This is a genomic window from Ktedonospora formicarum (assembly GCF_016587355.1).
In the GTDB taxonomy this organism is placed as follows: domain Bacteria; phylum Chloroflexota; class Ktedonobacteria; order Ktedonobacterales; family Ktedonobacteraceae; genus Ktedonobacter; species Ktedonobacter formicarum.
On record NZ_BNJF01000001.1, the window covers coordinates 4,152,320 to 4,165,685 of the forward strand.

The 13,366-nt window shown below is 51.1% G+C and carries 10 protein-coding genes; 4 read left to right on the plus strand and 6 right to left on the minus strand.

The genetic code is table 11. The annotated features are described in order from the left end of the window. Positions 1 to 65 precede the first annotated feature (65 nt). Positions 66 to 329, minus strand: a complete 264-nt coding sequence (locus K3T82_RS17860; RefSeq protein ID WP_220194795.1) for a DUF6788 family protein — start codon at positions 327 to 329, stop codon at positions 66 to 68. A 501-nt stretch (positions 330 to 830) separates the two neighbouring features. Between K3T82_RS17860 and hpf the strand changes: the two genes are divergently transcribed. Beyond that, a complete protein-coding gene (gene hpf / locus K3T82_RS17865; RefSeq protein WP_220194796.1) occupies positions 831 to 1,460 on the plus strand; it encodes a ribosome hibernation-promoting factor, HPF/YfiA family in 630 nt (209 codons plus the stop codon). Between the two features lie 133 nt (positions 1,461 to 1,593). Here hpf and K3T82_RS17870 read toward each other — a convergent pair whose 3' ends face one another. The 3 genes from K3T82_RS17870 to K3T82_RS17880 are packed head-to-tail and all read right to left on the minus strand — an operon-like array spanning position 1,594 to position 4,972. Further along, complete coding sequence (locus K3T82_RS17870; RefSeq protein WP_220194797.1) at positions 1,594 to 2,241, minus strand: ClpX C4-type zinc finger protein; 648 nt, start codon at positions 2,239 to 2,241, stop codon at positions 1,594 to 1,596. Between the two features lie 38 nt (positions 2,242 to 2,279). Then, a complete protein-coding gene (locus K3T82_RS17875) occupies positions 2,280 to 3,200 on the minus strand; it encodes a type 1 glutamine amidotransferase (RefSeq protein ID WP_220194798.1) in 921 nt (306 codons plus the stop codon). After that, positions 3,197 to 4,972 (minus strand): Mur ligase family protein, encoded by a 1,776-nt coding sequence (locus tag K3T82_RS17880; protein WP_220194799.1) that lies wholly within the window; start codon positions 4,970 to 4,972, stop codon positions 3,197 to 3,199. Before K3T82_RS17880 ends, K3T82_RS17875 begins: the two co-directional genes overlap by 4 nt. Positions 4,973 to 5,383: 411 nt before the next feature. On the opposite strand from K3T82_RS17880, the gene topA reads away from it, so the two are divergent. Both topA and K3T82_RS17890 read left to right on the plus strand, forming a co-directional pair. After that, positions 5,384 to 7,777 (plus strand): type I DNA topoisomerase, encoded by a 2,394-nt coding sequence (gene topA / locus K3T82_RS17885; RefSeq protein ID WP_220194800.1) that lies wholly within the window; start codon positions 5,384 to 5,386, stop codon positions 7,775 to 7,777. Between the two features lie 409 nt (positions 7,778 to 8,186). After that, positions 8,187 to 9,272: an isocitrate/isopropylmalate dehydrogenase family protein gene (locus K3T82_RS17890; RefSeq protein WP_236031196.1), complete on the plus strand. Its 1,086-nt coding sequence runs from the start codon at positions 8,187 to 8,189 to the stop codon at positions 9,270 to 9,272. A gap of 142 nt (positions 9,273 to 9,414) precedes the next feature. Here the strand turns inward: K3T82_RS17890 and glpX are convergent, their stop codons facing one another. After that, positions 9,415 to 10,419 carry a class II fructose-bisphosphatase gene (gene glpX / locus K3T82_RS17895; protein WP_220194802.1) on the minus strand — a complete coding sequence of 335 codons (1,005 nt, stop codon included), beginning with the start codon at positions 10,417 to 10,419 and terminating at the stop codon, positions 9,415 to 9,417. A 31-nt stretch (positions 10,420 to 10,450) separates the two neighbouring features. Beyond that, a complete protein-coding gene (gene gmk, locus K3T82_RS17900; RefSeq protein ID WP_220194803.1) occupies positions 10,451 to 11,110 on the minus strand; it encodes a guanylate kinase in 660 nt (219 codons plus the stop codon). 272 nt (positions 11,111 to 11,382) lie between these two features. On the opposite strand from gmk, the gene K3T82_RS17905 reads away from it, so the two are divergent. Next, entirely contained in the window at positions 11,383 to 13,356 is a 1,974-nt protein-coding gene (locus tag K3T82_RS17905; protein ID WP_220194804.1) for an Rqc2 family fibronectin-binding protein, read from the plus strand. Positions 13,357 to 13,366 lie beyond the last annotated feature (10 nt).

Sequence of the window (13,366 nt, forward strand, 5' to 3'; positions counted from 1 at the left end):
GTTGTCTGCAACAGGCATATTCTATCACAACTGTGAAGCTTGGAGACAGTTTTGGTATACATACCCTAGCGTGCGCGAGATGAGGCGAGTCTGGATTGATGTGAGCTGGCATGGCGCTCCTCTACCCTGGCCTGCTCGTCGGTAATCTGTTGTAAATGTGGATGGACTTTGCCAACATATCCTGAGCGTAGGCGTGAACCTTCGCGCCAGTAGGCATACCAGTAGGGACCATGACCAGGGCCATTGCGGCAGGTACTACATGCTTCCTTTCCACACTTTCGATGTTGTAGCTGGTAAGTAATATGTTGATCACTTGGTATAACTTTCATCGCCTTCCTCATTACTCGTACCACCAATATGGCTCAGATAGCATTTGACGCAAGAATGAATATTGAATGTATATGTAAACCTCTATTATCATAACATCTTATGGTGAACATTGTATGAATTTCTGCCTTCCAAATATGAAACATAGTTCACCAGATGTTTCACATCTGTAGATGATTTCATCATAAAATATCTTTTGAGCTTATATTGAAGGATATTTGCATTGTTACATTTTGTTAGGATGGTAGGTTGAGTCTGTCGGATATAGAAACATGACTATCGATATGCCTGCGTTAGAGCGATATCAGAAACTGTAAAGTAAGGATCAGAGATTATTCGGGGACAAGATGTAAATTATTCTGTTTAGTTGCTTAAAGTGCTTGAGTGTGCCCCAGTCCTTCGTGGAATGATGTATAATATGATCTGTACATCTATCTCCGGCGAGAGTCTTCTATTCCGTTGTGTTGTGTTGTGTTGTAGAATCGGAAAGAGGAAGCACAAGTATGCAAATAATCATCACAGGCCGACAGATGCACGTCTCCCCACAGTTGCGTCAGCGCATCGAACGTAAACTCCAGCGCCTTTCCCGCTTAATTGATGAGAATGCACTCGTGGAAGTGACGGTAACCGAGGGGCAGACAAGAAGTGCTCAGGACCGTTTTTCTGTCCAGATTGCGTTGCCAGGTCATGGTCATGTTCATGCTGTGCGTAGCGAAGTAAGCGCGCTTACCGTGAATGCCGCGCTTGACGTTGTGGTCGATAAAGTTGTGTATCAGCTGGGCCGTCAGAAGGATCGCCTGACGACGCGCCGCCAGCACGCTCCTGCTATGAAAACGCTCGCTCTCTCGCGCACTGGCCGTTTATCTGCTTTGGAAGAGGAAGCTGAAGCATTTTCTGAAAGCATGACTGAGAGCCAGATGATGGAAGAGCAGGAGAATGAACAGATCTGGTCTCAGATTGTGGAGATCAAGAGATTGCCAACCAAGCCAATGACTGATAAAGAGGTTATTGAGCTTATGGAGAAAGATAAATCGGCTTACTATCCCTTCTATAACCAGGAAACGAGCAGTGTCAATGTCATGTATCGACTGGATCAGGGTGGCTATGGCCTGCTTATTCCAGCCGTAGAATAAAATATTCCCCAGAATAGCCAGAAGCCCGGCATGGATTATTGTCCATGCCGGGCTTCTGTGTCTCTTATGATCTTTGATGCCTCGCTGATATTTCCACTGGTGACAATAGAGCATTGAGATGATTTGGGGCTTCTTAAGGGATATGGACCTCGAATTTCCATGGAGGAATGATTGGGGACTCAAAAAGCCCTAAAGGATCAGCAGCCAGAACTGTCAGTTGTTTGCTCTCGGCTTTGAGTGCTGGACGGAAGCGCGCGCTTCCTTGATAAATGATTTCCTCTGAGCCATTCCCCAGATCGGGGCGCGCGAGTAATGTTCCGCCTCGATCCCCGAACCAGTGATTCCCAATATCATCTTGCAAAGAGAATATGATACGTGGAACGAAAGCAAAGCCGCTCGCAAGTGGAGGTCGCATCCAGAGATATTGAATTTCAAAGTACTGTTGATAATAGCAGAGCCGATGGAGCAACAGGGTCATGCCCTGTTGCTTTTGCTCAATTTCCAGATTTACAACCCGCTCAGGTTCTTGTGTTTCGCTACTGGTGCTCTCCCCTTTGAGTGTGGTGGGAGTCTGGGGTGGCGCGGAAGTGACCACAGGGGGGCGTGAGGCCAGTTCCAGAGCCTTTGGCGAGAACGGAGCAGAATCTTGAAGTATTTCATTGCACAATTGAAGGCATGCATCGCAGATATACGCAGCTCCAGGTCCCGCGACGATACGTTTCACTTCTGATGCATGGCGCCCACAAAACGAGCAACGTGCCAGAGACCGATCTGTACTCATCAAACCTCCCTCTGTGGTATTCTTGCTGTGTTGAACTCCTATTGTTTTATATGAGTGCGTATTGCAGCCGTAGCGGCGTTGTGCAGACCGAGGCGCTCAAGAATATAGGTATGTGCCTCCCATTCCAGTGTATCATCTAATGGCGCGAGCGTAAGTGGAGAGGGTGAAGTGGCCTCCTCCTTTGTGAGTGTTGTCACCGCCAGTACATCTTCAGAGGTGTCTTGCTCCAGCCTTTGTCCGTTATTTGTAGCTGAAAAGGCAGCTATAGTGCTTTCATCATCATCTTCTTTGTATTTCCGCTTGAGCGCTAAAGAGATAAGATGGTCTGCGAAATGGGGGTTTTTGGGTAAGAGCGAGCCGTGGAGATAGGTTCCATAGGCATTACGATAAATCGCGCCCTCGGTATGGTCCTCGGCATTGTTCCCAAAGCCTTTGAGAACTTTCCCCAAAGGTTTTGCGGTTCCCAGGTAGGTGCGCCCGCCATGATTCTCAAATCCAACCAGCGTTGTTCCATTCCAGCTTAAGGCTATATCGCCAATACAGCGTGCCACTCGTGCGCCTTTATGGATTGTCCAGGCATCAAAGACACCCAGCCCTCGCATATCTGGACCTTCAGCCGGGCGATAATAGTGTGCTAGCAATTGGAATCCCCCACACACAGCCAGCACAGGCATATCATCTTCGACCGCCGCCCATAAGCCGATGCCCTTGAGCTCATAGAGATCCTGAGCGACTGGGGCCTGTTCTTTATCCTGCCCTCCCCCAATGAAAAGCATATCGTATTCATCGGGGGCGAGGGCGTCTCCAATACCCAGCCCAACAACACGAAGCTCGATTCCGCGAGCCTGGCAACGACGCTGAAGCGTCATGATATTACCTCGGTCACCATAGAGATTGAGTTGATCTGGATAGAGGTGACCAAGGGTAAGCGTGAGAGGCTTGACGGAAGCGTACGTCATGCGTCTCTTCCTTCCCAGTAGCGGGGTGTAAGGCCCTGCTGTTCTAAATGACGATGAATTTCTAATAAACCTGTATACGTAGGAACGATGAACAAAGTTTCTCCGGGAGGCGTACCCTCTATTGCTTTATTCACCGCCTCTTGCAGCCCGTAGATACGTGCGGAGGGGAGGGTCGCTTGACGATCGGTGTCACTCTGCTTCCCTTTCCTGCGTGCCGAAGAGCGTTTAGATGCCTGTTTTACCTTCTCGGCACGTAAAGGCGTCGAAGGAATAAGTGTCATCTTGTTTTCGTCTATACCTGCATATTTTAGCCGAAGCATAAGGTCACGCGCGCGTGTTCCCGAAATGGTGACGGACGCGATATGCTCGAGTGCCCTTTCAAAATCTACGTCCCAGATCCAGGAAATATCTCGCCCGTCAGCAGTGTTATCATTGAGGACAAATAACACATGTCGCTGAGTTGGCTCCTGGACCGGTTCCGGACTGGAATTGCCTACCGATGGAGCTCCATTGCCTTCCATTGCCTGAGGCTTCTCAGGGATGGTGGGTTGCGTCGCCTCGACCGTGCGCTCACTAAAGAGTGTGCGTAGTACCTCGTTGAAGCCGGTTGGATTTTTTGCGAGGAGCAAACGAACGACGCGACCATCGATATCAACGCTTTCGCCACGACCAAAGACAGGCTTAAAGCTTTGTATGCCTTTCTGGACTGGTTCCCAGGGAATATCAAGTGCTTTGGCAATCGCGATGGCCCCAAGTGCGTTGTAGATATTGTATATGCCAGGCAATGGTACGATGAGATCGTGCTTCTCGTCACCGATAGCGATACGCAGGCGCTGGCGATCAAAGCCCTCGGCGTGAATACCGGTCACACGAATCTGTGGTTGCGGGCGTGACCAATCGCCGTTTGGACAGTGATAATGCCCGATATGGCTATAGAATCGCGCGTCGTATTCATATTCACGACCGCAAATTGGGCAGACACGAGCATCGATGACCTGGTGTTGTTCATCCTCCTGCTTGTGGCGTAAATCAAGCGATAGGTCATCTATGCCGTAGTAAATGATAGTACCTGCAAAATCTCTTCCAAGCTGTGCTGTGGTAGGGTCATCAGCATTCAGCACCAGAATGGTACTTGTGGGTAGTTTTTGTAATGTATCGTGCCACTGACTGGAGATACTATCGACCTCTCCATAGCGGTCGAGCTGGTCGCGGAAGAGATTGTTAAAGAGAAGTACGCGTGGTGTTACTGCCTGGGTGATCTGGGGAAGGGTTGCCTCATCAACCTCAAGGATCGAGATGGCTTTCCCTGCGCGTTTAAGCTTACCGCTAGGTAGAGCACGAATAACCAAGGAACTGGCGATGCCGCGCATCAGGTTTGAGCCTTCCTTATTATGCCAGACACGTAAGCCTGAGTGACGCATGATCGCTGCGACAAAGCCACTGGTTGTGGTTTTGCCATTTGTGCCAGTGACGATGATGCTACCATGTTCAAGCTGTGTGGCCAGGTGCTCGACGATGTCAGGGTACATGCGCTGTGCTACGATACCAACGATGCTAGTTCCTCCACCTACGTGAAGACGACGGCTCAATGCTCCTGCGGTACGCCCTGCTACGATTGCCAAACCCGCACGTAGCTGGTGGTTCTGGGGTTCAGATGGTCGCTGACTCACTTTGCCACGCCATTTGCCTGCGAGCGCATTGCGACTCAATGGCTGTTGGGGTGGTGTATCTGGCTCCTGTTTCAATGGCTGAGACGATTTATCTTTGCGCATATCTTTCCTCCGAGTCAGCGTTTATAGTATCTCTTATAGTATGGCTGAATGCAGAATAGCATGCAAGTTCAAGGGGGGTCAAGTGATAGCCGGGCTAGTAGTCCTGAGAGTGTTGCCAGGATGTGGTATGCTTCTTAAGAAATTTTTGCTGTTACCCGAAAGTTTTGTTAACATACCCCTTATCCGGAAACCTGAGTGCGTTTGTTGCAACAAACATCTGAGCACAAGAAGTGCGCGCTAGCCGCGAGAGCGGCATTGGTTTTCGCATAAGACCATAGATAGAGTAGCTACTTGCCAAACTATGCTATTCTATGCTTTGGAAATATCTACCCGGTATTTGCGTGTTTCGAGTGATGGGAAGTTGTATCAACACTTTATAGTAGTAAAAACGAAGGTCGGGGAATAAGGTCGATGGCAAAGAAACTAGTAATCGTAGAGTCGCCAGCTAAGGCAAAAACGATTGAGAAGTTTTTGGGACGAGACTTTGAGGTTCGTGCCTCAATGGGTCACATTGTCGATTTGCCGAAGAAGGGGCTGGGAGTAAATACACGGAAAGACTTTGCGCCCAAGTATGAGGTTATAGAGAAAAAAGATAAGCTGATTGACGAGCTCAAGGCGGCATCGAAACGCGCGGACGAAGTTTTCCTCGCCCCTGACCCGGATCGTGAGGGCGAGTTCATTGCCTGGTCTTTGCAGAACGTATTGGGCTTGAAAAATCCACACCGGGCTGTTTTCAATGAAATTACGAAGCACGCAGTTCAGGATGCGATTAAGAAACCGCGTCAGATCAATGAGGACCTCTTTAATGCTCAGCAGGCGCGTCGCGTGCTTGATCGCCTGGTTGGTTATAAGATTAGCCCTTTGCTCTGGAGGCGTATTCAGTCGGGAACGAGTGCTGGTCGCGTACAGTCTGTGGCTTTGCGCTTGATTTGTGATCGCGAGTCTGAGATCCAGGCTTTTGTTCCGGAGGAATATTGGAGCATCACGGCGACGCTGAGTAAGCAGAAGAGCTCAGAGCGCTTTGAGGCGTCGTTGATTTCGCGGCTTGCTGATTTGTCCGCTGTGAATAGCGCGGACCAGGAGGCTGAAGCAAATGTTGGCTCCAACAACGAAGGTAATGGAAGCAAAGCGAGTAAGAAGGGGCGAATTAAGATCTCCTCGCAGGAGGAGGCTGATACCATTCTGGCTGAGCTCAAAGGCGCGGCCTATAATGTGCTGAAATATGAGGAGCGTGAGCAACGTCGTCAGGCGCCGTTCCCTTATACGACCAGCACCTTGCAGCAGGATGCCTCGTCGCGGCTGTACTTTAAACCCAAGCGCACGATGAGCCTGGCCCAACAATTATACGAAGGTATAGAACTGGGCGAGCGTGGGCAACAGGGCTTGATTACCTATATGAGAACGGACTCGACGCGTATCTCTGATGAAGCCCAGAAAATGGTGAAGGGCTTTGTAGCTCAGGAGTATGGGAAAGAGTATGTGGGCGCTGGACGCATGAGCAAGGCCAAAGCCACGACTCAGGATGCGCACGAAGCTATTCGCCCCACTGATGTTACAATCTTGCCCCAAAGTATCAAATCATTTCTGACTCCAGATCAGTTTAAGCTCTATAATCTGATCTGGAATCGTTTTGTCGCTAGCTTTATGGCTGCCGCGATCTTTGATACTGTGCGCGTTGATATTGGTGCCAAGCAGTATGTCTTCCGTGCTACTGGCTCAAACCTGCGCTTTCCAGGCTTCTATGCTGTCTGGCCGCGTGAGGAGGATGAGAAGCTCTTGCCACGGATGCAGGTTGACGAGACTCTTGATCTGCATAAGCTCAAACCAGAACAGCATTTTACCCAGCCGCCACCACGCTTTACTGAGGCCAGCTTGATTAAGCAACTGGAAGAAGAAGGCATTGGGCGTCCAAGCACATATGTCCCTATTATCAGTACGATTCAGGATCGTGGCTATGTGGAGCAGGAGCAGCGGCGCTTTATGCCAACCTGGCTTGGAGCAACGGTCAACGAGGTCATGAATAAACATTTTCCCGAAATCGTGGATACTGGCTTTACCGCAGAGATGGAGCGTAAGCTTGATGACGTTGAAGAAGGACGTCGCTCCTGGATTGAGTTCCTGCGGACCTTCTATGGCGATTTTAAGTCGACGATGGAGAAGGCTGAAGCGGAGATGGACCGGGTGCAGAAGCCTGTAGAGGAACTTGATGAGAAGTGTCCCGACTGCGGGCGCAATCTCGTTATTCGTACTGGGCGCTTTGGCCGCTTTATCTCCTGCTCTGGTTTTCCAGAATGTCGCTATGGTCGCTCGTTTGTCAATAAGACCGGCGCGCTCTGCCCGCTCTGTGGGGGAGATCTGGTTGAGCGTAAGACGAAGCAACGCAAGCGTCTCTTCTATGGTTGTAACAACTATCCCACCTGTAACTTCGCCATCTGGGAGAAGCCAATACCTGAGACTTGCCCCAACTGCAACGGCCTGATGGTCATTCCGAAGGTTGGACAGGATCCTGTTTGCTATAACGAAGTTATTGTGCCACGCCGGAGCGCTGATGAGGAGCCCTCACCTGATGGAACGACGAAAAAAGTGACAAAGGCGAAGGGCTCAACGCGCAAGAAGGCCACATCTGAGGCGCCAAAGGCAGAGACGAAACGCAAAACTACAACGACACGCAAGAAGTCGACGGCTAGCACTACCCGTAAGGCAACGACTACTACAAAGAGAGCCAGTAGTCGCTCGTCGGCTACCACCAGTAAAGCCACGAAGAAGGTCGTAGCAAGTCCAAGTAAGAGAAATGTGGCGGAGTAGTCTACTTCAGCCTCACTAAAACGATGATCTACTGTATGGAGGGGTAGTAAACGGGTTTTCAAAATCTGAAAACCCGTTTACTACCCCTTATACTTTTTGTGGAGTAGATACATATATTGCTATCTAGTACTAGCGTATCATTAATCATGTTGTATACTGATCAGTATTTGAAATACTGTATGCTTGTATGAGGGCGAGGTGGCCTGAGGGCTGATGAGTCATAAAGATGATAAATGCCTTTTGTACCAGAGATCGCGCAAAAGTGATATAATCACAGAAAGCCACTAGCTTTCTGGGATAACTCCTATCAGAAAACCTGAACATGCTAGCCATGCTAGTGATGTTGGTTTTCGCATACAATCTAAGCAGCACCTTTTTGAATGGCAAGTTTGTGGAGGAACACATGCCCATGCCGTACGCCGTAACCTTAATCCCGGGCGATGGCACTGGACCGGAGATTACGACAGCTACAAGGCGCGTATTGGAAGCGACCGGAGTTCTATTTGAATGGGATGTACGTCAGGCCGGTGCTGAAATGCTCGAGAAGCATGGGACGGTCCTGCCCGATGATGTCATCGAATCGATTAAGCAGACGAAAGTGGGTTTGAAGGGACCAATTACCACGCCGGTCGGAAGAGGGCAACGCAGCGCGAATGTCACCTTGCGTAAAAAGCTTGATCTCTATGCGAACTTGCGGCCAGCCAAAACCTATCCTGGCCTGCGCTCACGCTATGAGAATATTGATCTGGTTATTGTGCGCGAAAACACTGAGGACCTCTATGCCGGAATTGAGTTTCAACGTGAAACACCGGAACATGAAGAAGTACTAAAGATTATCGCGCGCACGACGGGCCAGACGCTTGATCCCAATTCCGCCTTGAGCCTGAAGTATATTTCGGCCCTGGCATCGAGACGTATTGTCAAGTTTGCCTTTGACTATGCTCGCGCTAATGGCAGGCGCAAGGTAACTATTGTACATAAAGCGAATATCATGAGGCTCTCAGATGGCCTCTTTCTGGCGACTGCCCATGAGGTGGCGAAAGAGTATCCTGACATTCATCACGAAGATCGTATTGTCGATAACATGTGCATGCAGTTGGTGCAGAAGCCAGAGCTTTACGATGTCCTTGTGTTGCCGAATCTCTATGGTGATATTATTTCGGATCTTTCGGCAGGTTTAATTGGGGGGTTAGGGGTCGCGCCCGGCGCGAATATTGGCAGTCATGAGGCCGTTTTTGAGCCAGTTCATGGAAGCGCTCCCAAATATGCAGGCCAGAATAAAGTGAATCCTATGGCCATGATGTTCTCAGGCGTGATGTTGCTCCGGCATTTGGGAGAGCGAGAGGCCGCACACCGTTTAGAGCGAGCCTTGACGCAGGTCATAGCCGAGGGACGCTATGTGACCTATGATCTCAAACCTCGTCCAGATGATCCTACCGCTGTGGGGACCTCACAGGTTGCTGACGCAGTGATCGAACGTCTCTTACGCAAGTAGAGAAGATCACAATAGGAGTGTGATAGAAGTTGCCCTTAAAACCTTGATGAAACGCAGAGTCAAGGGATATAGACTGCTTTGCCAATAAAAAACAGTCTATATCCCTTGACTCTGCGTTTATGAAGTGGCGAATTTGAAAGAGCTAGCGCGTCATACCAACGCCTGGCTTGCGCCATTTGTGGCGAGCCTGGATATAGCGTACTGTTCCTGAGCGTGAGCGCATCATAACCGAAGAGGTACGAGCGCCCCAACCGAAGTATTGCACTCCATCCAACAGTTCTCCAGTTGTAATGCCAGTGGCAGCGAAGGAGACGTCGTTACCTTTAACGAGATCATCAGTGCGATAGACCTGATTGAAATCGATGCCGTCAGACTTCAGCTTTTCGCGCTCCTCATCATTGCGCGGCCAGATTTTACACTGAATTTCACCACCAATACATTTGATGGCTGCTGCTGCTAGTACTGCTTCTGGTGCACCACCAACGCCAAGTAGCACATCAATGCCACGGTAATCCTCCATTGCAGCCTGGATAGCGGCTGCGACATCGCCATCGCCGATAAGGCGAATGCGTGCGCCGACCTCGCGAACCTGACGAATGATACCGGCGTGGCGTGGGCGGTCAAGAATGGCGACTGTCAGATCGTCGATACGGGCATCACGCGCACGGGCGATGCGATCCAGGTTGACTGCCACAGGGGCATTGATATCGATAGCGTTGCGCAAAGCTGGGCCAACGGCGATCTTCTCCATATAGAATACTCCGGGAGGGGCCGCGTACATGGTACCGCGCTCGGCAGTTGCTACGACCGCAAGCGCGCCTGGGAGACCCAGAGCCAACAGACGTGTGCCATCAACTGGATCGACGGCGACATCCACTTCTGGCTCGCCTCCGTTGCCAACATGCTCTCCGATATAGAGCATGGGAGCCTCATCTTTTTCACCTTCTCCAATGACAACGATGCCATCCATATCAACACCATCAACAGCCTGCCGCATGGCATCGACCGCCGCCTGGTCTACCATCTCTTTGTTGCCCTTGCCCATCCAGCGTCCCGCGCTCAGGGCGGCGGCTTCCGTCACACGGATCAATTCTATGCCCAGGTTACGCTCACGCGTTCCTGATTGTACAAAGCGTTCTTCTTCCAAGTTTGTCCTCCTTGGGTATGTATCTCTACTCTTAAATGGTAATGTGCTTCTGGTGTGTACGGCAGTGTTCTGCAAGCATGATGGCTCGTACCTGTTCTACTGCTTGATCCAAATGTCCCTGGCGATTTTCTACAACATAGTCGTATTGTTCGCGCTGCGCCAGCTCGTCCTGAGCATCGAGGAGACGACGCTGTTTCTCGGCCTCTGTTTCGGTCTGGCGGTTGGTAAGACGATGGGCGAGCTCCTCAAATGAACCGGGAGCCAGAAATAAGAAGATTGCGCCAGGAAGCTTTTGGCGAACAGTCGCCGCTCCCTGGACATCAATTTTAAGGAGGACATCGCGTCCTTGACTGAGGTGCTCGCGAATTGGTTGCTTGGGTTGTCCGTACCAGTTTCCGTGTACGTTCGCATACTCAAGTAATTCGTCGCTGGCTACCAGACGGTCAAAGGTGTCGGTATCGACAAAATGGTAGGGGTTACCCTCGCTCTCGCCGATACGAGGGGCGCGCGTTGTAACCGAAGCCACGACGTGAAAATCCATACCTTGCTCTTTGAGCACTTTAATTACTGTATCTTTTCCAGTGCCAGAGGGGGCTGAAAGCACAAACAGAAGACCACGTTTGGATATAGAGGTATTGAGATGTGATGTATCAGACGGTTGAGGTACAGTAGAATCTGTCTCAATATGCATGTTTCTCTTCCTGGCATAGCATTTTGTTTTGAGGATTTTGGTGTACGAATAGCCTATACTTTGCTATACTGGTGTGCACCGGCGAGCTTATCAACAAATGGTGTGATAATCTCCCTCTACAGTAGCTATTCGGCACGTGTATATCGATGCTAGAGGGCGAAGCTCGTTATTGATATTGTACAACACAGAGCAGGCCGCGTAAAAGTAAGTGCTTGCTCGCCTGGCATCATGGTATGCGCTGTAAAGCATGCCGTAGAAGATTGGAAGTTCGTATGCATGTAGATGCTATGACCCTGGCGGCGGTCGCTGATGAGTGGCGAATGCTGTTAGCGGGAGCACGTATCGATAACATTATCCAGCCCACCGCGTACGCGCTGGCTCTGCAATGCTACGCGCCGCGTGCCCAGGAACAGGGAGGCGGACGCAATTACTGGATCTATCTCTCGGCCCACCCTCAGTTGGCCCGTGCCCATATTACGGCCCTCAAGCCACCCAAGATTGCCAGCGAACCACCAGCCTTTGTGATGCTCCTACGCAAGCATCTGGAAGGGGCACGCATTGAGGCCATCTCACAACCACGCGGGGAGCGTGTAATTGAGATTGTGGCTGGATATCGAAGCTCAGCCGAAAGTGAGGAGCGAACGCGCTTTCGGTTGATTATTGAGATTATGGGTCGGATCAGTAACATCGTCTTCTGCAACGAGGATGGAATGATTCTGGGAAGCCTCAAGCGTGTAGGGGCCGATGTGAACCGTTACCGCGTCATTACAGCCAATGTACCGTATGTTCCCCCGCCCCCCCAGCAGCGTATCCTGGCAGGGCAGGAATTACCTCGCCTTGACCCTCTGACTGTGACGGCGGCTCAACTCTCGATCTGTGCCGCCGAACAGCCTGAGCCCGAAGAACAAGAGGCCCCAAAGAAGCGCAAGAAGGGTGGGGGCCAGCCCACGCTATGGCAGCTATTAACACGCCACTTGCTAGGATGTAGTCCGTTGCTGGCTCGCGAAATGGTCTATCGGACGACCGAGAATAGCGAGACATTAGTCGCCGACGCGAGTGAAGCTACGTGGGAAGAGCTAGCCTGGACGATTCGCGATCTGACATCGTCGTATGAGACTCATAAGTGGCAACCACAATTAATTGTGCATGAGCGATCTGACGGGGGGATGGGGCGCCAGGAGGAGTTTCTGGCTTTCGCGCCCTATGTGCTGGAGCAATATGCCGCCCTACCGAGCGTCAGCATTCGTCAGTCTCCGTCCATCAATGTGCTGCTGGATGACTATTTCGCGCGCGCGGAATGGCGCGATGCTATGGAAGGTGTGCGCGCGCCTGTGCGCAAAATCTTGCAGACGCAACGCGAGCGCTGCCAGCGTAAGGCTCAACTGTTGGATCAGGAGATGGCAGCTTCAGAGGATGCCGCGCGCTATCGTCTGCAAGGCGAACTCCTTCTAGCCCATCAATATGAAATCGAGCAGGGGCAGACGAGCGTTGAAGTCGATAATTACTTCGAGGATGATGGAAGTGGCAATGTACCCAGAGTAAAGCTTACGCTTGATCCTCGTTTCGATGCGGTGGGTAATGCTAACCGACTCTTCAATAAGTATCATAAGCTGCGCCGTGCGTTAGAGTTATTGCCAGAGCAAATCGAGCAGAATAACGCCGAACTGGCGACAATCGAGCAATTACTTGTTGACCTCTCACTTGCTGAGGTGCCTCCTGAGGTGGCGCTGGTCAAAGCCGAGGTCCAGGCAGCGGGCTATATTCGTGGAAAAGCGGCCCTGGACAAGAAAGCTTTGAAGGCGGCGAAGAAGGGTAAGAGTGGCAAGGGAGCTAAGAGTGGCAAGGGAGCTAAGAGTGGTCCTGGAGGAGGCGTCCCTCTCTATGTGCAGAGCCGTGAGGGCTTTACGCTCCTGGTGGGCAAGAACAGCCGCCAGAATGAGGAGGTTACTTTCCATCAGGCAAGCGGCAATGACCTCTGGCTGCACGCGCGCGGTGTCCCTGGCGCGCATGTCATTATTAGGGCGGCTGGGCGCGAGATTTCTCGCCAGGCGATAGACCAGGCGGCGAGTCTGGCGGCGTATTATAGTCAGGCGCGTGGCACGACGAATGCCCCTGTGGATTATACTTTGCAGCGTCATGTCCGCCATATGAAGGGCGGTGGTCCTGGCATGGTCATCTATGAGCGTGAGCATACCATCTATGTAGACCCACAGAGCGCGCTGCCTCTGTTAGAATTGAGCCGATAGTGAGTTGAAG

Bases quoted from the DNA above. Each gene is read 5' to 3' on its own strand.
- K3T82_RS17860 (WP_220194795.1), bottom strand. From the start codon at position 329: ATGAAAGTTATACCAAGTGATCAACATATTACTTACCAGCTACAACAT.
- hpf (WP_220194796.1), top strand. From the start codon at position 831: ATGCAAATAATCATCACAGGCCGACAGATGCACGTCTCCCCACAGTTG.
- K3T82_RS17870 (WP_220194797.1), bottom strand. From the start codon at position 2,241: ATGAGTACAGATCGGTCTCTGGCACGTTGCTCGTTTTGTGGGCGCCAT.
- K3T82_RS17875 (WP_220194798.1), bottom strand. From the start codon at position 3,200: ATGACGTACGCTTCCGTCAAGCCTCTCACGCTTACCCTTGGTCACCTC.
- K3T82_RS17880 (WP_220194799.1), bottom strand. From the start codon at position 4,972: ATGCGCAAAGATAAATCGTCTCAGCCATTGAAACAGGAGCCAGATACA.
- topA (WP_220194800.1), top strand. From the start codon at position 5,384: ATGGCAAAGAAACTAGTAATCGTAGAGTCGCCAGCTAAGGCAAAAACG.
- K3T82_RS17890 (WP_236031196.1), top strand. From the start codon at position 8,187: ATGCCGTACGCCGTAACCTTAATCCCGGGCGATGGCACTGGACCGGAG.
- gmk (WP_220194803.1), bottom strand. From the start codon at position 11,110: ATGCATATTGAGACAGATTCTACTGTACCTCAACCGTCTGATACATCA.
- K3T82_RS17905 (WP_220194804.1), top strand. From the start codon at position 11,383: ATGCATGTAGATGCTATGACCCTGGCGGCGGTCGCTGATGAGTGGCGA.